A 17,029-nucleotide genomic window follows, 5' to 3' on the forward strand; every position below is an offset into this window, starting at 1 on the left:
AAGTTGGGCATACGATTGCGGATCGAAGCGACCAACTCAGGTGAAAGCGATGGTCCATCGATTCGCAGGCGAACTGAGTTCGGTTGCAAGTGATGCCGATCCCATCAAGCTTCTAGCGATCTCCCACTTTGACGATGATCACGTCCACGGCGTGGAAGCGCTTTTGCAGGAGCGCCGAGTCGAGCACCTTGCCCTTCCGTACATGCCTTTGCGCCAAAGCCTGTTCAATGCCACTGGTCGCGCCGGTGGCGCGATGTCTTCGACGACGGCCGCATTCCAGTTCGACCCGCCAGCTTGGCTGTTGGCTCGTGGCTTAGGCGAGCGTGTGGACCAGATCGTTCTGGTTCGGGGTGGCTCGGACGCTGCAGATGGTGATAGCCAAGTCATGTTCCCGGAGCCTCCGCTTCCCGATCGAGGAGTGCGAGCGGAAGAAGGTGCGGCTGCGAATTTTCGCCTCCTGAACTCAGAACCGGACGGACCTGCAATTCACCTGCAATCTCACTCGAATTCGGTCAAGCTCGTGAATCAGTTGCCACTTGAATTCGTGTTCTTCAATTCAACCCTTCCCAACGAGGTCGCTCCTTCGTCCGGGCTTTCTTTGGATGTAGTTCGTGCTGCTCTCCAGAAACTGCTCCAAGGACTGGGAATAAATTCTGGGGGGAGGTTGCCTACACGCGTATGGCGGCCTGCACTCCGCTCGTTTTACGACCGGCACTTTGGCGCAACCGGACCCGCGAGGAACAACATTTCGCTCTGCATGATGATTCGGCCACAGTCGCGAAGCTGGAACTTTTTCCCCTGTTCCTCCGAGGCTGGCTGTGTTCCGGCGAGTCGACAGACATTGCTTCTCACGGGAGATCTCGCGATGTCGTCTTCGGAGATCTCAGCGATGAAGTCGCATTTTGGTCCCCGGTGGGACGAGCTTGCTGTCGTGCAGGTTCCCCATCATGGGTCGAAGCATTCCTGGGTAAAGGGTAACGCAGCCTCCATTGGCCCCGTCGCTTTTGTCCAGTGCATTCCCGATACGTGCAGACTTGGACGTCATCCTCACGCCAGCGTCAGCGCGGACCTCTCCGCACACCCTGTCTTTGCGGCCGACTACCAGCGTGGCGTTATTCAACAGTTCATGGTCTGAGTTGAATCCGGTGGCGCCTATAGTTAGGCGTCTATTGATCGTTCCTGCGATCACCCCTGCGGAATTAACGTCAGCAATTCCCGCTTGAGAATCTTCCCGCTGCCCGTCATCGGCATTGCGCTCACCACGCGCACCGCGCTCGGCCGCTTGTAGGGCGCGAGGTTTTCGCGCAGATGCGCGGAGAGGGCGGCGTCGTCGAGCGCCGCGCCGTGGCGCAACTGCACGAACGCGAGTACCTCTTCGTTGCCGTGTTCGACCGCACGGCCGACCACGGCGGAACACTCGATGGAGGGAAACGCATTGAGCACCGACTCGACCTCGCCTGGGTACACGTTGAAGCCCGAGCGGATGATCATCTCTTTCAGCCGTCTCACGATGAACCGCGCGCCGTCCGGCGCAAGCTCGCCGATGTCGCCGCTTGCGTACCAGCCGCCCTCGCGCATCACGGCGGCGGTTGCGGCGGGATCGCGGAAATACCCCGGCATGGGTCCGCGGCACCGCATCCAGATCTCGCCGTGCCCTCCCGCGGGCAGCGCCTGCCCGGTGACGGGATCGACGATCATGAGTTCGGCGCCTTCGACGATGTACCCGGCCGAGGTGTCCTGGCGCCATTCGTTCGGGCGTACGAGGTGGAGCGAGCCGGCGTACTCCGCCAGGCCGTAGCCGTGGTGCAGCGGCTTGCCGAACGCCGCCTCCACGCGGTGCTCCAAGGCCATGTCGAGCGGACTGGCGCCCGTGTACACATAGCGCAGGTGCCGCGCGGGCGGATGCTTCACGCCGATCTGTTCCCTGTGGGAAAGCCCTAAATAAACTAGGGGATATTGGTCCGACCAAGTTTCATTGGGGGTAATATTCGCGCATCTTAATTCTTGGTCCAACCAAGTGAGGCGCGACTGATGGAACTCGAACTCAAGGTAACCGACTACTCGGTCGACGAGGACGGCGTCGCCACCGTCCGATTCAACCGGCCGGGGCGTGGGAACTCGTGGACGGGGCGGATGAACGTCGAGTACCGCTGGATCATGGCGCGGCTCGATGCCGATCCCGCCGTGCGCGTGATCGTGCTGCGCGGTGCCGGCAAGCAGTTCTGCGTGGGCGCGGACTTCAAGGCGCTGGACTTCTACGCGGAGGACGAGCGCGACTATCTCTCCACCGTCGACATGCGCGAGGCCGCGCAACCCGGCTACGGCGTGCGTGCCGAGTTCGACCACGATCTCGTCTGGCTGTGGGGACTGCGCAAGCCCGTGATCTGCGCGATCAACGGCGCCTGCGCCGGCATCGCGGTTGCCATCGCCGCGTACTGCGACCTGCGCTATGCGGTGGCCGGCGCCAAGTTCACGACGGTCGCGGCGCGGCTCGGCCTGCCGGCCGAGTACGGCCTCGGCTGGGTGCTGCCGCGCCAGGTCGGCGTGACCCACGCGGCGGACATCCTCCTCACCGGCCGCGTGTTCACCGCCGAGGAAGCGCTCGCGATGAATTTCCTCAACGGTGTTTTCCCGGCCGAGGAATTCGACGAACGCATCGCCGGGATCGCCCGCGGCATGGCGCGCACCGTGTCGCCCGAGGCCGCGCTCACGACGAAGCGCCAGCTCTACGCGGAGCTGATGGAGCACGACATCGGCGCCTGCATCGAAGACTCCAAGCGGCTCATCGGCAAGCACATGCAGCAGGCCGACTACAAGGAGGCGGTCGCCGCGATGGCCCAGAAGCGCGAGCCGAAGTTCGCCGGCCTGCCCGGGGCGGCGCCATGAGCGCGGCGCAAGCGGCGGCGCCCCGCCGGTGGGGCACCCGGGTCGAAGTCGGCACGGCCAACGGCCACCCCTGCCGCATGTATTCCGAGCGGCCGCATTCGATGGGCGAACTCCTGCTCGATGCGCAGCGCTGGGCGGACCGCCCTTTCCTCGTGCAGGGCGAGCGACGCCTCACGGGCCGCGAACACGCGCAGGCCGTGGCCCGCGTCGCGAAGCACCTTCGCGCGCGTGGCGTTCGTGCCGGAGGCCGCGTCATGCTGCTCGGCTTCAACCAGATCGACTGGCTGGTGAGCTTCTGGGCCCTGCAATGCATCGGCCCGATGGTGGCCCTCGGCAACGCGTGGTGGAGTCCGCAGGAGCTTGCCGACGCGACGGCCCTCGTCGATCCCTCCTTCGTCGTCATGGACCGCAAGCTCGCGAAGGCGCCATTCGCCGGCGACGCGCAGGTGATCTACTTCGATGAAATCCGCGCCATCGCCGAGTCCGGCGAATCCGCGGAACTCACGCTCGATCCCGTCGACGAAGAGGCGCCCGCCGTCGTGATCTTCAGCTCCGGCACCACGGGCCAGGCGCGCGGCGTCGTGATGTCGCATCGAGGCGTGATCGCGAACATCCACAATCTGATGGCGATGACGGGCCGGCTTCCGAGCGACCTGTCGCCGGACCATCCGGGGACGGTGAGCCTGGTCACCATGCCGCTGTTTCACATCGGCGGCTTCCAGGTGTCGATCATGACCATGCTGTCCGGCGGGAAAGTGGTGTACCTGAAGGGCAAGTTCGACGCGCTCGAAGCGCTCGAGGTGATCCAGCAGGAGAAGGTGCGCGCCTGGGGGAGCGTTCCCACCATGGTGTCGCGCGTGCTGCAGCATCCGCGCTTCGCGGAGTTCGACACGTCCAGCGTCTCCAGCGTGCAGATGGGGGGCGCGCCCATCCCCTACGAGCTGCGCGCCTCGGTCGCCCAGGGCTTCCCCAATTCGAGCCGCCGCGTGGGAACGATGTATGGCCTGACCGAAGTCGGCGGCGTGCTGTCGATGGGCGCGGGAAAGGATGTCGAGGGACGTCCGGGCTGTGTCGGCACGCCGCTCGCGACGGTGGAAATCCGCATCGCCAACCCCAACGAAGAAGGCGTCGGCGAGATCATGGCCCGCTCGCCGCTGGCGACAGCCGGTTACCTCGGCGACGGCAAGTCCCTGGCGGACGGCGAGGGCTGGATCCCCTCCGGCGACCTTGGCCGGCTCGACGACGAAGGCCGGTTGTACGTGGTGGGTCGTTCGAAGGACATGATCATCCGCGGCGGCGAGAACGTGGCCAGCGTCCATGTCGAACGTTGCCTGCGCACGCATCCCAAGGTCGCCGAGGCCTCCGTCGTGCCGCTGCCGCATGCGGACCTGGGCGAGGAAGTCGGCGCGGCCATCGTGCTGCGTCCCGGCGAGGAAGCAACCGTCGACGAACTGACACGGCATGCGGCGGCTCAGCTCGCGCGCTTCGAGGTGCCCACGCGCTGGTGGATCACGCACGAGCCGCTGCCGACGAACGCCACCGGCAAGGTGGTGAAGCGCGAAGTGCTGGCGCTCTGGCCCGCGCAATCCGAGGAAGCGGTGAAGGCATGAACGAACCATCGAATTCCGGCGGCAACGCCGGCGTGCTGCGCGGCGTGCGCGTGCTCGACCTCACGCAGATGGTGGCCGGTCCGCTGTGTACGCTGCTGCTCGGCGACATGGGGGCCGACATCGTGAAGGTGGAGCCGCCCGAAGGCGACAGCGCACGCCACATCGGGCGCAACCGGCCGTGCGGCGAGAGCGACTACTTCCTGAGCATGAACCGCAACAAGCGCAGCATCGTGCTCGACCTGAAGACGGCCGAAGGTGTCGCGACGATCCGGGCGCTGGCCGCGGGCGTCGACGTCGTGGTCGAGAATTTCCGGCCGGGCACGATGGAGAAACTGGGCATCGGCTACGACGCGCTGAAGGAATCCAACCCCGGTCTCATCTACTGCAGCCTGTCGGGCTTCGGCGGCTCGGGCCCGTATCGCGACCGGCCGGCGCTCGACCCCGTCATCCAGGCGATGTCGGGCCTCATGCAGCTCAACGGAACCCCGGAGAGTGGCCCGCTCAAGTCGGGCGTGCTGCTGTCGGACTTCGTGCCGCCGCTCTTCGGCACCATCGGCATCCTGGCCGCGCTGCGCGAGCGCGATGCAAGCGGCATCGGCCAGCGCGTCGAGATCTCGATGCTCGACGCCACCGTCTTCTCGCTGGTGCCGCGCGAGCAGTACTACTTCTCGACGGGAAAGACGCCCGAGCGCCTGGGCAACGCGCACTATCAGATGGCGCCCTGGAACACGTATGCCACGTCGGACGGAAAGTACCTGATGATCGTGGCCCACACCGAGAAATTCTGGGGCAATCTCGCGCGGGCCATCGGCCAGCCGGAACTGGTCGCCGACGAGCGCTTCGCCACCAACGCGGCGCGCATGCGCAACCGTCCCGCGCTCGACGCGGCGATTTCGCAGGCGCTGGCGCAGGACACGCTGGAGAGCTGGACGCGGCGACTGACGGCGGCCGAAGTGCTCTTCTCCGAAGTGCGCGATTTCGACGCGGTGTTCTCCGACCCCGTGGTGCGCGACTCGCTCGTCGAGACGGTGAAGCACCCCACCGTGGGCGACCTGCCGCTGCTGCGCACGCCGGTGCGCATGGGCGCGAACCCGATGAGCATCCGCCGTCCGCCGCCGCTCCTGGGCGAGCACACGCGGGAAATCCTCGCCGAATGCGCGGCGCAATCCACGGAGACGGCAGAGTGAGCGAACCTGGACGTGTGACCTACGAAGCGCGCGACGGGCGCGCCTACGTGACCCTCGATCGCCCGCAGAAGAAGAACGCGATGAGCCAGCCCATGTGGGAGCAGCTCATGGACGCGTACGACCGCGCGGAGGCCGACGACGACGTGCGCGTCGTCGTGTTGCGCGGCGCGGGCAACGACTTCTGCGCGGGGCACGACCTGTCGGAAGTGGGCAACCAGTATGCCGGCGGAACGGATCCCGACGGCCGCAAGCGCAGGGCGAGCCAGCGTGCGCGCCTGCAGTACGACAAGCAGTACATCGAGCGCTTCCAGCGCATCTTCACCTTCCTCAAGCCGACGGTCGCGCTCGTCAAGGGCTACTGCCTCGGCGGCGGCCTCTACATGGCGGAGTCGGCCGACCTCGTGATCGCCGCCGACAACGCGAAACTGGGGCACCCCGAACAGAAGCTCGGCCTGTCGGGCGCCGCGTACCTCGACGCGTGGGAGATCGTCACGCTCGGCGCGCGCAAGGCCCGCGAACTCCTGCTGCTGGCGGAAGTGTGGGATGCACAGGAGGCGCGCATGAACGGGCTCGTGAACAAGGTCGTTCCGCTCGCCGAGCTCGACGCGAAGGGCGAGGAATGGGCCGAACGCATCGTGCGCCTGCCGCGCGACGGCATCGCGATCGGCAAGGCGGCCACCGCGATGGCGATGCAGTCGCTGGGCGTCACCGCGCAGTTCACCTACGGCCACGTGCTGCACTCGCTCGCCACGAACATGCGCTGGGAGCCGGGCGAATACAACTTCATGAAGGAACGCAGCGTGAAGGGCGTGCGGGCTTCGACGCACGACCGCGAAGCGTTCTACGACACGACGCGCAAGCCCGAGGAGGACTGATGGATTTCAACCTCCCCGCGCAGGACGACCCGCGCCGGCTCGAAGTGCGCCAGTGGCTCGCCGAGCATCCGCGCGCGACGCCCGCGCAGCTGGCGGACCGGGGCTACGCCGTTCCTCACTGGCCGCGTCCGTGGGGCCTGGGCGCCGATGCCGAACTGCAACTGATCATCGACGACGAGATCGCCCGCGCCGGCCTGCGTGCGCCGCACCACGTCAACCCCGTCCCCATCAACAACTGCGGGCAGAGCCTCCTGAAGTTCGGCACCGAGGCGCAGCGCGAACGCTTTCTCCGTCCCGCGCTCGCCTGCGAGGAAATCTGGTGCATGCTGTTCAGCGAGCCGTCCGCCGGATCGGACGTCGGCGCGCTGCGCACGACGGCGCGGCGCGAGGGCGACCACTACGTCGTGCGCGGCCAGAAGATGTGGACCTCGCTCGCCGACCGCGCGCACCTCGGCGTGCTGGTGGCGCGAACGGATTCCTCCGTGCCCAAGCACGCAGGTCTTTCGCAGTTCCTGGTGGACATGAAGAGCCCGGGCATCACCGTCCGCCCCATCGCCGACATGACCGGCGAGAGCGGCGAGTACAACGAGGTCTTCTTCGACGACGTCAAGGTGCCGGCCGACCGCCTGCTCGGCAAGGAGGGCGACGGCTGGAAGCTCAGCATGCTGCAGCTGCAGACCGAGCGGGTGGCCCTGTCCCGTCCCGGCGCGATCTGGGGCTCGGGGCCGACGGCGCGCGATCTCGTCGATGGGCTCGTCGCCGCGGGTCGTTTCGCCGACCCGCTGGTTCGCGACGAGGCGGTGAAGATCTGGATCGAAGGCGAAATCCTGCGCCTGCTGGCCTTCCGTTCGCTGAGCGACCGCATGAACGCGCGCGAGTCGGGCCACGAAGGGGCGGTGCGCAAGATGATCGCGGCGCCGCACGGCCAGCGCCTCCTCGATCTCGCCAAGCGCAGCCAGGGCGTCGCGGGCATGGTGAAGGATCGCGACGTGCTGCCCATGGCCAAGGCCGAGCGCGGTCCGTTTTCGAACTGGGACCATGCGTTCTGGTGGAGCCCCGCGGTCACGCTCGGCGTGGGCACGCAGGAAATCCTGAAGAACCTGGTGGCCGAACGCGTGCTGGAACTCCCGCGCGAGAAGGACCCGACGCGGCATGCGCCCTTTTCGCAGATCGGTCGCGCGAGTGCCGGGGAGCAGGGCGCATGAACTTCACCCTGAACGACGACCACATCGTGCTGCGCGACAGCGCGCATGCATTCCTGCGCAAGGAGGTGGACCTCGCCCCGCTGCTCGTGCCCGGCGCCGGTGCGGCGCAGGCCCCGTATGCGGAGCTGTGGCCCAAGGTCCGCGAGATGGGCTGGCCCGGCATGGCCGTTCCCGAGGCGCATGGCGGCCTCGGCATGACCGACATCGACCTGGCGCTGGTCGCGCGCGAGTGTGGACGCTTTCTCGCGCCCGCGCCGCTCTTCGGCGCCTTCGCCGGCACATGGGCGTTGCTCGCGGCAGCGAGTGAGTCGCAGCAGGCGCGCGTCTTGCCGGACGTGGCCGCCGGAGCGTCGCGGCTGGCGTTGGCGTACCTGCCGGCGAGCGGAGACGCCGAAGCGGCCGCTTCGGGCGTGCAGGCGGCGGCACACGCCGACGGTCGCCACGTCCTGACAGGCACCAGCCACTACGTCGTGGATGCCGTGGGCGCGGACCGCTTCGTGGTGGCCGCGATGCTGGAAGGTCAGCGCAGGCTCTTCCTCGCCGATGCGGGCGAGGTCTCCGTGCGCACCCGGCTGCTCGAATGGCGGGACATCACGCGCCAGGTCGCGCATGTCGACTGGGACGCCGCGCCGGCCGAACTCTTGCCGGTGGGGTGGGACGAAGCATGGCCAGGCATTCGCAACCGCCTCTTCGTGCTGCTCGCCGCCGAGAGCGCGGGCGGCCTGCAGGCGGTGCTGGACGATACCGCCGCCTACGCGCGCGAGCGCGTCGCGTTCGGCCGACCCATCGGCGCCTACCAGGCGATCAAGCATGGCCTGGCGGACATGCTTGCGCAGGCCGAGTGCGCCGGCACCGCCATGCTCTACGGCGCGTGGGCGCTGTCGCAGGACGACGAGACGGCCACGCTCGCGGCGGCCCTGGCGCAGAGCTTCGCCAGCGAAGCCTACCGCGATGCCACGCACCGCAGCATCCAGATGTTCGGCGCGATCGGCTTCACGTGGGAGATGAAGAACCACCTGTACTTCAAGCGCGCGCGAGGCAACGCATCGCTGCTCGGCGCGCCCGCAGCGCAACGAGAACTCATCGCCGGCATCCTGGAGCGCAGGGCCGGCGCCCCGTCACGTCACACCGAAGGAGACAACCGATGACTCATCGCATCCGCATTCGCCTGCTCGCCGCAGCCTCATTGGCGCTTGGCCTCGCGCTTCCGCTCGTGCCCGGCATGGCCGGCGCCCAGGGCGCGGGCAAGCCCATCAAGATCGTCGCGCCGTTCAGCGTCGGCAGCGGCGTCGACTCCATCTCGCGCATCTATGCGCGGGTGCTGGGCGAGCAGCTCGGCGTGCCGGTGGTCGTGGAGAATCGCGACGGCGCCGGCGGGATGATCGGCGCGGCCTATGCGTCGAAGCAGCCAGCCGACGGCACCACCTTGCTGCTGGCGACGACGCCGTTCGTGGTCGGCCCGATCACGCAGGGCAACGCGGGCTACGACCCCCTCAAGGACTTCGCGGCCGTCGCGCGCATCGCCACCAATCCGCTCGCGCTCGCGGTGAATCCCAACGTGCCGGCGAAGAACCTGCGCGAACTCGTTGCCTATGCAAAGGCCAATCCCGGGAAGCTGACGTATGCGTCGTCCGGCCCGGGCACGCCCAGCCAGCTCGAGATGGAGGTGCTCAAGGCGCAACTCGGCGTGGACATCCGCGAGATTCCGTACAAGAGCAACGCGCAGGCGCTCACCGACACCATCGCGGGCACGGTCGACATGTACTACACGGTGCAGTCGACGACGCTGGCCAACATCCAGGGCGGCCGTCTCAAGGCGCTGGCGGTGGGCGCGCTCAAGCGCACCAGCGCACTGCCGGAGACGCCGACGGTGAGCGAGGCTTCGGGCCTGCGCGACTACGAGGCGCAGGTCTGGTACGGGATCGTCGTGCCTGCCGCCACGCCGGCCGACGTCGTGCGGCGGATCAATGCCGCCATTCTGAAGGCCGCGCAGATGCCGGAGGTGGTGGATGAGGTGAAGAAGCTCGGTTTCGAGTCCTCGGCGTCGTCGCCGGCGGACTTCGTGTCGACCATGACGCGCGAAGCCGATCGCGCGGCGGCGATCGCCAGGGCCGGCAAGAAGTGATTGCGCCGGAAGAAGGCGCGCGGCATCCGCGCGCCTTCTTCTTCAACGCGGCTTCTTCAGCGCGATCTTGCTGGTGTCGATCTCGGTGTCGCGCAAGTATTGATTCACCGTCTTCTGCAGGTAGGCCTCGTATTCGGCGATGGTCCGCTCCACGTCGCGGTCGCGTAGCGCGGCCATGATCCGCTCCCGCGACTCGACCACGAACTCGTTGGGCATCTCGCCGAGCTGCCGCACGAAGTTCATCGTGAGGTCCACCAGGACGTCCGTCATGATCAGAAGTACAGGGTTCCTGGCGGACGCGGCCAGCAAGCGGTGGAACTCGACGTTGTGCCGCACCCGTGCGCGCAGGTCGCCCGCGCTCGCGGCCTCGCGCATGAGCCTGAAGTTGTCCTCGAAGCCCGCGAACTCGGCCTCGGTATAGCGCTTGCAGGCCAGTCGCGCGACCTCGCGGGCAATGCCGACGCGGGCCTCGGTGAGCTGGCTGGCATTGAGCGCACCCAGGCTCATCAGGTCGTCGAAGGCGGCGCGGATCGCGCCGCTGCTGCCATTGCGGATGTACGCGCCGCCGGCCATCCCCGGCTTGAGTTCGAGCAGGCCGGCGTACTCCAGCGAACGCAAGGCTTCGCGCACCGTGTTGCGGCTGACGCCGAGCGCTTCGGCGAGGGTTCGCTCCGGAGGCAGCTTGTCGCCTTCCTTCAGGCCGCCGCTGGCGATCTGGTCGCGAATCTGCGTGGCGACGTCCTCGAAGGTGCGACGGCGCACCGGCTTGAAGAGGGAGGCGGGCTCGGGGACATTCATCGAATTGCCAGCAACTCCCGCTTGAGAATCTTCCCGCTGCCCGTCATCGGCATCTCCTTCACCACGCGCACGGCGCTCGGCCGCTTGTACGGCGCGAGGTTCTCGCGCAGGTGCGCGGCGAGGGCGGCGTCGTCGAGCGCCGTGCCGTGGCGCAGCTGGACGAAGGCAAGCACTTCCTCGTTGCCGTCTTCCACCGCGCGCCCCACGACCGCCGAGCGTTCGATCGATGGAAACGCATTGAGCACCGATTCGACCTCGCCCGGGTACACGTTGAAGCCCGAGCGGATGATCATCTCCTTCAGCCGTCCGACGACGAACAGCGCGCCGTCGGGCGCGAGCTCGCCGATGTCGCCGCTCGCATACCAGCCGCCTTCGCGCATCACGGCAGCAGTCGCGGCCGGATCGCGGAAGTAGCCGGGCATCAACCCCTTGCCGCGAATCCAGATTTCGCCGCGGCCCCCGGCCGGCAGCGCCTCGCCGGTTGAAGGATCGGCGATCACGAGTTCCGCGCCTTCGACGACGTAGCCCGACGAGGTGTCCTCGCGCCACACGTTCAGTCGCGTGAGGTGGACCGAGCCCGCGTACTCCGAGAGCCCGTAGCCGTGATGCAGCGGCTTGCCGAACGCGGCTTCCACGCGCTGCTTCAAGGCCATGTCGAGCGGCCCGGCGCCCGTGTAGATGTAGCGCAGCTTCGGCGCGGGCGGATGCTTCACGCCGATCTGCTCCATGTGCGCGCGCAGCCGCGAGAACAGCGCCGGCGGTCCCTGGAACTGCGTGATGCCGTGGTTCGCGAGATCGTCGAGCGCATCGGCCGGATCGAAGGCGACGCGCATCAGCAGCGTCGCGCCCGCGTACAGCGATGCCATGAGCACGGTGCCGAGGCCGAAGATGTGCGTCATCGGCAGGTAGGCGTAGGAGCGGTCGTCCTCGCCGAGGTTGCGCGACGCGGCGGACACGCGGCCGAAGAGCGTCACGCCCTCGTGCGTCAGCAGCACGCCCTTGGGCGTGCCGCTCGTGCCCGAGGTGAAGATGATCGCGGCAACGCTGTCGCGCAGCGGCCCGGTCTCGGCCACCGCGTCCGCGCGGGGCGTGCTGCGAGAAAGGCCATGGGCGGCGGAAGGACAGGCGTCGAAGCGCGCCGCGTGCGCGGTGGCCGCCTTCGACACGCCCGTGGTGAAGTACGCGATGCGCGCATCGGCCTTCGCCGCGAAGCCCGCGATCTCGCCGGGCGCCATGCGCGCGTTGACGCCGCACGACCACGCGCCGACGCGGCTGCATGCGACGACCAGCGCGAGGTGCTCGGGGCAGTTCTCGGCGACGACGAACACGCGGTCGCCGGGCTGCACGCCGTCGGCGCGCAGCTCGGCCTCGAGCGTGGCGACGAGGGCGCCGACCTCCGCGTAAGTCATCGTGCGCGGCTCGCCGTCGCCGCCGCGCAGGTGCAGGAAGATCCGGTCGGGGCTGCGCGCCAGCCAGCCGTCGAAGAGGTCGTGGATCCGCTCGGACATGGCGCTGCTCATTCGATCTTGATGCCCTTGGTGACCGTGCCCCACATGTCGCGCTCCTTGCGGGCGCGAACGTCCACGGCATCGCCCGCGCCCGTCCACACCTCGAAGCCGGCGGCGTCGAGCTTGGCCTTCAGTTCGGCATCCTTCAACGCGTTGGCGAACGCGGCGGTGTAGCGCGCGGCCAGCGGCTTCGACAGCGTCGCGGGGCCGTAGACGGCGAACCAGCCGCCCACCTCGAAGTCCTTCACGCCGGCTTCGGCTATCGTCGGCACGTTGGGCAGCGACGGGTTGCGGTGCGGCGAGGTCACGGCGATGGCGCGCACCTTGTCGCCGGTGATGTAGGTGCGCGCGGTGCTGATGATGTCGAACATCATCGTGATCTGGCCGCCCATCACGTCGGCCATCGCGGGCGCGTTGCCCTTGTACGGCACGTGCAGCAGCTTCGTGCCGGTGCGCACGGCCAGCAGTTCGCCGGAGAGGTGGTTGGAGCCGCCGAGGCCCGCGGAGCCGTACGACACCTTGCCGGGGTTCGCCTTCGCGTGGTCGACCACGTCCTTCAGCGACCGGAAGGGCAGGTCCTTGTTCACCACGAGTACGTTGTAGTAGCTCAGGATGGGGGCGAGGGCGACGAGGTCCCTCGTCGGCTCGAAGGCCATCTTCATCAGGTGCGGGCTGATCGTGACCGTCGGGCTCGCGGCGAACCACAGCTGGCCCGAGTCGGGCGAAGCCTTCGCGACGCTGTCGCCCGCGGTCGTGGCATTCGCGCCCGGCTTGTTGTCGACGACGACGGTCACGCCGAGCTCGCGCGCGAGCACCGGCGCCACCATGCGCGCGGCCTGGTCGACCGGGCCGCCGGCGGAGTAACCGACGACGAGGCGGACCGTGCCGGGGACCTGCGGGGACTGCGCCTGGACGGCGGGCGAAATGGCGGCGGCTCCGGCCAGCATGGCGGTCAATGCGAATTTTTTCATGAGGGATGTCTCCTGAGCGTGTGAGATGCAGAGGCATTGTCACCGACTCCGTTCAGGAACCGTTCATTTCCAGTTCAGTTCCCGTTCACGCACCGGGGCGCAGACTCACTTCCACATCAACGCCATTCCATGTGAGGTGACTTATGCAAACCGTTCTCCGCTCCCGTCTCGCCACCCTTTCGATGCTCCTCGTCCCCCTGGGCGCGGCCGTCGCGGCCAGTCCCGCGAATGCGCAGCTCAACGTGTACGTGCAGCCCGCCGTGGTCGCGCAAGCGAGCGCGCCCGCCATCGAGCGCTTCGTGCTCAACGCACGTGGCGGCGTCGAGCCCGGCCGAGAAGTGCGATTCCGCCTGGTCGGCGTGCCTGGCGCGCGCGTGACGCTCGACATCCCCGGCGTCGCGAACAACCTCGCCATGGGCGAAGCCCGTCCGGGTGTCTATGAAACCGAGTACACGGTGCGCCGGCGCGACAACCCCCAGAGCTTCTCGCGCGCCGTCGCGACGCTGCACCGCGCGGGCCATCGCGTGACCGCCCAGGTCGACGTGCGCGGCGACCGCTGGGACGACCGCCGCGACAACCGCGACAACCGCGGCCCGGACATCGCCGCCGTCACGCCGTCGCAGGGCGAGCGCGTGAGCGAGCGCGGCCGCACCCGCATCTCGGCGCGCTTCTCCGACGACCGCAGCGGCATCGACATGGCGTCGGTCCAGCTTCGCCTGAATGGCCGCGACGTGACGCGCTTCTCGCGCTTCGACAACGACGAGATCCAGTACCGCGAAGACCTCGGCACCGGCCGTCACACCGCCGAGCTGACCGTTCGCGACAAGGCCGGCAACACCACCCGGCGCAGCTGGAGCTTCGACGTGGTCGACCCGGACCGCCGCCACGGTTACGGCAGCGGCGCGCAGGTGATCGGCCAGCGCTGGTAATCCACTTCCAATTGCACACAAGGAGTCAGAGGCCATGAAGAAACTTGCGATCCTTTCCGCGCTGCTTGCCGCCTTCGGCGCCCAGGCGCAGTCCATTGCGCCGGCCGGCGCGCCGACCTTCACCGATCGCGCCCGCGTCCAGTCGGTCGAGCCGCAATACGAGAGCGTGCAGGTGCCCCGCGAGGAATGCACGAGCGCCTGGGTCAACGACGCGCGGCCGCCGGTGGCCGGGACGTCGCTGCCCGGCATGCTCATCGGCGGCGTCGCCGGCGGCTTGCTCGGCCACCAGGTCGGCAAGGGCAGCGGCAAGGACGTCGCCACGGCAGCCGGCGCCGTGGTCGGAGCGATCGCGGGCGACCGCATCGCGAGCCGCGACGCCGCGGCGCCGGTCTACGGCGCGCGCGAGGTGCGCCAATGCCGCACGGTCTACGAGACGCAGCAGCGCGCCGCCGGCTATCGCGTGACCTACGAATACCGGGGCCAGCTCTACACGACCCAGATGCGCGAGCAGCCCGGCAACAGCCTGCCGGTTCGCGTGTCGGTCACGCCGATCGACGAGCGCGAGTACCATCGGCGCTGAACGATGAAGCCGCACCGCCTCCCTTCCGGCGTACCGACCTCCGGGCCGCGCCGCGTGCCGCCCGCTCGCGGCGGCCGCGCTGCGCTGCGCGCGCTGCTCGCCGCGCTGATGGCGGGCGGCGCGCTCGCCGCGGCGGGGCCAGCCTTCGCCGACGTGTCGCGCGACGATGCCGCGGCCGTGGTGAAGCGCGAGACGGGCGGCCGCGTGCTCGCCGTGGAGCGTGCCGAGGTGCAGGGCCGTGCGGTGTGGCGAGTGAAGGTCGTGACGCCGGGCGGCGACGTGCGCGTCCTCCTCGTCGACGTCGCGTCGGGCAAGTCGCTCTAGGCGCGATCCGCCCATGCGCCTGCTGCTCGTCGAGGACGACAAGGCCCTGCGCGAAAGCCTCGCGCGGCAGCTCGAGGCCGAGGGCTACCGGGTCGACGCCGCGGGCGACGGCGAAGAGGGCCTCTTCCTCGCGCAGGAGTATCCCTTCGACCTCGCCATCGTCGACCTCGGCCTGCCGAAGATCAACGGTCTCGGGATCGTGCAGCGGCTGCGGGCGAAGGGCAGCGAGATGCCGCTGCTGGTCCTCACGGCGCGCGGCAGCTGGCAGGACAAGGTGGCCGGCCTCGAAGCCGGCGCCGACGATTACGTGGTGAAGCCCTTCGACTATCCCGAACTCGCCGCGCGGGTGAAGGCGCTGCTGCGCCGCTCGATGAAGGCGACCGGCGACGTGCTTGCCTTCGGCGACCTGGCCATCGACTTCGCCTCGCAGTCGGCGCGGCTGGGCGGCGCGTCGCTCGAGCTCACAGCCTTCGAATACCGCCTGCTCGAATACCTCGTGCGCGAGCGGCCCAAGGTGGTGTCCAAACCGGTCCTCACGGACTATCTCTATCCGCACGGCGAGGACCGCGACAGCAACGTGCTCGAGGTGCTGATCGGGCGGCTGCGCAGGAAGATCGATCCCGACGGGACGCGCTCGCCGATCGAGACCGTGCGCGGACGGGGCTACCGCTTCGCGCTGCAGTGAACGCCCTGGCGCCGCCCGGCTATTCGATCCGCGCGCGGCTGCTGCTGGGGGCGGCGCTGGTGCTCGTCGCCTTCGTCGCGGCGGCCGGGTTCGCGGTGCATCGCGCGCACGAGGACAGCGTGCGCGAAGCGTATTTCGCGCGCCTGCAGGGCACGGTGTACCTCCTGCTCGCGCGCACGGAGCTCGACGAGCAGGGGGCGCTCGCGATGCCGCCCGAGCTCGCGCAGCCGCGCCTGTCGCTGCCCGCCTCGGGGCTGTATGCGGGCATCTACAACGCGAACCGCAACGAGCTCTGGCGCTCGGGATCGAGCGTCGGCGTCGACGTGCCGTTCCGGCGCGAAGGCGTCGCGCGCGGGCAGTGGCTGAGCGAGACGCTAGCCGCGCCGGGCCGCGGCTATCTCTCGGTGAGTTATGCGGTGAACTGGGCGGCGGGCAGCAAGCAGGCGCCGCTCGTGCTGTCGGTGCTGCAGGACCGCGCCGAGTTCGAGCGCGAAGTGGCCGTGTTCTCGCGCACGCTCTGGATGTGGCTGGGCGGCATGAGCGTGCTGCTGCTGCTCGCGCAGGTCGCGCTGCTGCAATGGGCGCTGTCGCCGCTCGCGCGCGTCGCCGCGGAGATCCGCAACGTGGAGGCGGGCACCCAGCCGGCCATCGAGGGTCGTTACCCGGACGAGATCGCCGGGCTCACCGGCAACCTCAATGCGCTGATCCACCAGGAGCGCGACCGGCAGACGCGCTACAAGGAGGCCATGAGCTTCCTCGCGCACAGCCTGAAGACGCCTCTGGCGGTGCTGCACAGCGCGGTGCAGGAGCCGGGCGACCTGCGGCCTGCCGTGCGCGAGCAGGTCGCGCGCATGGACGACATCGTGCAGCACCAGCTCGGCCGCGCGGCAGCGGGCGGCGCGACACGGTTCGCACCGCGCATCGACGTGGCGCCCGTCGCGGCCCGCATCCGCGATGCGTTGCTGAAGGTGTATGCGGACAAGGGCATCGCGATCGAGGTCGAGAGCCCGCCGCAACTCTCGTGGCGGATCGACGAGGGCGACCTGTTCGAGATGCTCGGCAACCTGATGGACAACGCCGCGAAGTGGGCGAAGGCTCGCGTTGCCGTGCGCATCTGGACCGAGCGCGATACGCTGCGGCTGCGCATCGACGACGACGGCCCGGGCTTCGCCGACACCACGTCCGTGCTGCAGATGCACGTGCGCGGCGACGAGCGCGTGCCGGGACACGGCGTCGGCCTTGCGGTCGTGAACGACCTCGTGGCGAGCCACAAGGGGACGCTGTCGCTGGGCCGAAGCGCGAGCGGCGGCGCGAGCGTCGCGATCGACCTGCCGGCGCCCTGAGCG

Annotated in this window: 16 protein-coding genes and 1 pseudogene; 13 read left to right on the forward strand and 4 right to left on the reverse strand. The window is 68.8% G+C overall.

Features of this window, described 5'->3' with window-relative positions; genetic code table 11:
* Positions 1–1,135, forward strand: a 1,135-nt coding sequence (locus AB7E83_RS21970; protein ID WP_428572956.1) for a hypothetical protein, incomplete at its 5' end; no start/stop codon positions are given.
* A 50-nt stretch (positions 1,136–1,185) separates the two neighbouring features.
* Here AB7E83_RS21970 and AB7E83_RS21975 read toward each other — a convergent pair.
* Positions 1,186–1,935: pseudogene (locus AB7E83_RS21975) on the reverse strand (class I adenylate-forming enzyme family protein); the annotation flags it as partial.
* 96 nt (positions 1,936–2,031) lie between these two features.
* Here AB7E83_RS21975 and AB7E83_RS21980 point away from each other — a divergent pair.
* The 7 genes from AB7E83_RS21980 to AB7E83_RS22010 are packed head-to-tail and all read left to right on the forward strand — an operon-like array spanning position 2,032 to position 9,888.
* The gene (locus AB7E83_RS21980; RefSeq protein ID WP_428572957.1) at positions 2,032–2,886 is read left to right on the forward strand and encodes an enoyl-CoA hydratase-related protein; all 855 of its coding nucleotides are present in this window, start codon (positions 2,032–2,034) and stop codon (positions 2,884–2,886) included.
* A complete protein-coding gene (locus AB7E83_RS21985) occupies positions 2,883–4,496 on the forward strand; it encodes a class I adenylate-forming enzyme family protein (protein ID WP_428572958.1) in 1,614 nt (537 codons plus the stop codon). Before AB7E83_RS21980 ends, AB7E83_RS21985 begins: the two co-directional genes overlap by 4 nt.
* The gene (locus tag AB7E83_RS21990) at positions 4,493–5,683 is read left to right on the forward strand and encodes a CaiB/BaiF CoA transferase family protein (protein WP_428572959.1); all 1,191 of its coding nucleotides are present in this window, start codon (positions 4,493–4,495) and stop codon (positions 5,681–5,683) included. The genes AB7E83_RS21985 and AB7E83_RS21990 overlap by 4 nt, the downstream gene beginning before the upstream one ends.
* The gene (locus AB7E83_RS21995; protein ID WP_428572960.1) at positions 5,680–6,558 is read left to right on the forward strand and encodes an enoyl-CoA hydratase/isomerase family protein; all 879 of its coding nucleotides are present in this window, start codon (positions 5,680–5,682) and stop codon (positions 6,556–6,558) included. The genes AB7E83_RS21990 and AB7E83_RS21995 overlap by 4 nt, the downstream gene beginning before the upstream one ends.
* Positions 6,558–7,763, forward strand: coding sequence for an acyl-CoA dehydrogenase family protein (locus AB7E83_RS22000; protein WP_428572961.1), 1,206 nt, complete (start codon positions 6,558–6,560; stop codon positions 7,761–7,763). The genes AB7E83_RS21995 and AB7E83_RS22000 overlap by 1 nt, the downstream gene beginning before the upstream one ends.
* A complete protein-coding gene (locus AB7E83_RS22005) occupies positions 7,760–8,911 on the forward strand; it encodes an acyl-CoA dehydrogenase family protein (protein ID WP_428572962.1) in 1,152 nt (383 codons plus the stop codon). Before AB7E83_RS22000 ends, AB7E83_RS22005 begins: the two co-directional genes overlap by 4 nt.
* Positions 8,908–9,888, forward strand: a complete 981-nt coding sequence (locus AB7E83_RS22010) for a Bug family tripartite tricarboxylate transporter substrate binding protein (protein ID WP_428572963.1) — start codon at positions 8,908–8,910, stop codon at positions 9,886–9,888. The genes AB7E83_RS22005 and AB7E83_RS22010 overlap by 4 nt, the downstream gene beginning before the upstream one ends.
* Positions 9,889–9,930: 42 nt before the next feature.
* Here AB7E83_RS22010 and AB7E83_RS22015 read toward each other — a convergent pair whose 3' ends face one another.
* Genes AB7E83_RS22015 through AB7E83_RS22025 form a run of 3 tightly spaced genes read right to left on the reverse strand, consistent with a single transcriptional unit; the run spans position 9,931 to position 13,165 of the window.
* Positions 9,931–10,686, reverse strand: a complete 756-nt coding sequence (locus tag AB7E83_RS22015) for a FadR/GntR family transcriptional regulator (RefSeq protein ID WP_428572964.1) — start codon at positions 10,684–10,686, stop codon at positions 9,931–9,933.
* Positions 10,683–12,194: a class I adenylate-forming enzyme family protein gene (locus AB7E83_RS22020; RefSeq protein WP_428572995.1), complete on the reverse strand. Its 1,512-nt coding sequence runs from the start codon at positions 12,192–12,194 to the stop codon at positions 10,683–10,685. The genes AB7E83_RS22015 and AB7E83_RS22020 overlap by 4 nt, the downstream gene beginning before the upstream one ends.
* Before the next feature lie 8 nt (positions 12,195–12,202).
* Positions 12,203–13,165, reverse strand: coding sequence for a Bug family tripartite tricarboxylate transporter substrate binding protein (locus tag AB7E83_RS22025; RefSeq protein WP_428572965.1), 963 nt, complete (start codon positions 13,163–13,165; stop codon positions 12,203–12,205).
* A 143-nt stretch (positions 13,166–13,308) separates the two neighbouring features.
* Between AB7E83_RS22025 and AB7E83_RS22030 the strand changes: the two genes are divergently transcribed.
* The 5 genes from AB7E83_RS22030 to AB7E83_RS22050 are packed head-to-tail and all read left to right on the forward strand — an operon-like array spanning position 13,309 to position 17,026.
* A complete protein-coding gene (locus AB7E83_RS22030) occupies positions 13,309–14,094 on the forward strand; it encodes a hypothetical protein (RefSeq protein ID WP_428572966.1) in 786 nt (261 codons plus the stop codon).
* Between the two features lie 34 nt (positions 14,095–14,128).
* Entirely contained in the window at positions 14,129–14,674 is a 546-nt protein-coding gene (locus tag AB7E83_RS22035; RefSeq protein WP_428572967.1) for a glycine zipper 2TM domain-containing protein, read from the forward strand.
* Positions 14,675–14,677: 3 nt separating this feature from the next.
* Positions 14,678–14,998, forward strand: a complete 321-nt coding sequence (locus AB7E83_RS22040) for a PepSY domain-containing protein (protein WP_428572968.1) — start codon at positions 14,678–14,680, stop codon at positions 14,996–14,998.
* A gap of 13 nt (positions 14,999–15,011) precedes the next feature.
* Positions 15,012–15,683: a response regulator transcription factor gene (locus AB7E83_RS22045; RefSeq protein ID WP_428572969.1), complete on the forward strand. Its 672-nt coding sequence runs from the start codon at positions 15,012–15,014 to the stop codon at positions 15,681–15,683.
* A complete protein-coding gene (locus AB7E83_RS22050; RefSeq protein ID WP_428572970.1) occupies positions 15,680–17,026 on the forward strand; it encodes an ATP-binding protein in 1,347 nt (448 codons plus the stop codon). Before AB7E83_RS22045 ends, AB7E83_RS22050 begins: the two co-directional genes overlap by 4 nt.
* The last annotated feature ends 3 nt before the right edge of the window (positions 17,027–17,029 follow it).

Source organism: Ramlibacter sp. (genome assembly GCF_050250995.1).
Classification (GTDB): Bacteria; Pseudomonadota; Gammaproteobacteria; order Burkholderiales; family Burkholderiaceae_C; genus Ramlibacter.

Bases quoted from the DNA above. Each gene is read 5' to 3' on its own strand.
- AB7E83_RS21980 (WP_428572957.1), top strand. From the start codon at position 2,032: ATGGAACTCGAACTCAAGGTAACCGACTACTCGGTCGACGAGGACGGC.
- AB7E83_RS21985 (WP_428572958.1), top strand. From the start codon at position 2,883: ATGAGCGCGGCGCAAGCGGCGGCGCCCCGCCGGTGGGGCACCCGGGTC.
- AB7E83_RS21990 (WP_428572959.1), top strand. From the start codon at position 4,493: ATGAACGAACCATCGAATTCCGGCGGCAACGCCGGCGTGCTGCGCGGC.
- AB7E83_RS22000 (WP_428572961.1), top strand. From the start codon at position 6,558: ATGGATTTCAACCTCCCCGCGCAGGACGACCCGCGCCGGCTCGAAGTG.
- AB7E83_RS22005 (WP_428572962.1), top strand. From the start codon at position 7,760: ATGAACTTCACCCTGAACGACGACCACATCGTGCTGCGCGACAGCGCG.
- AB7E83_RS22010 (WP_428572963.1), top strand. From the start codon at position 8,908: ATGACTCATCGCATCCGCATTCGCCTGCTCGCCGCAGCCTCATTGGCG.
- AB7E83_RS22015 (WP_428572964.1), bottom strand. From the start codon at position 10,686: ATGAATGTCCCCGAGCCCGCCTCCCTCTTCAAGCCGGTGCGCCGTCGC.
- AB7E83_RS22020 (WP_428572995.1), bottom strand. From the start codon at position 12,194: ATGTCCGAGCGGATCCACGACCTCTTCGACGGCTGGCTGGCGCGCAGC.
- AB7E83_RS22025 (WP_428572965.1), bottom strand. From the start codon at position 13,165: ATGAAAAAATTCGCATTGACCGCCATGCTGGCCGGAGCCGCCGCCATT.
- AB7E83_RS22030 (WP_428572966.1), top strand. From the start codon at position 13,309: ATGCAAACCGTTCTCCGCTCCCGTCTCGCCACCCTTTCGATGCTCCTC.
- AB7E83_RS22035 (WP_428572967.1), top strand. From the start codon at position 14,129: ATGAAGAAACTTGCGATCCTTTCCGCGCTGCTTGCCGCCTTCGGCGCC.
- AB7E83_RS22040 (WP_428572968.1), top strand. From the start codon at position 14,678: ATGAAGCCGCACCGCCTCCCTTCCGGCGTACCGACCTCCGGGCCGCGC.
- AB7E83_RS22045 (WP_428572969.1), top strand. From the start codon at position 15,012: ATGCGCCTGCTGCTCGTCGAGGACGACAAGGCCCTGCGCGAAAGCCTC.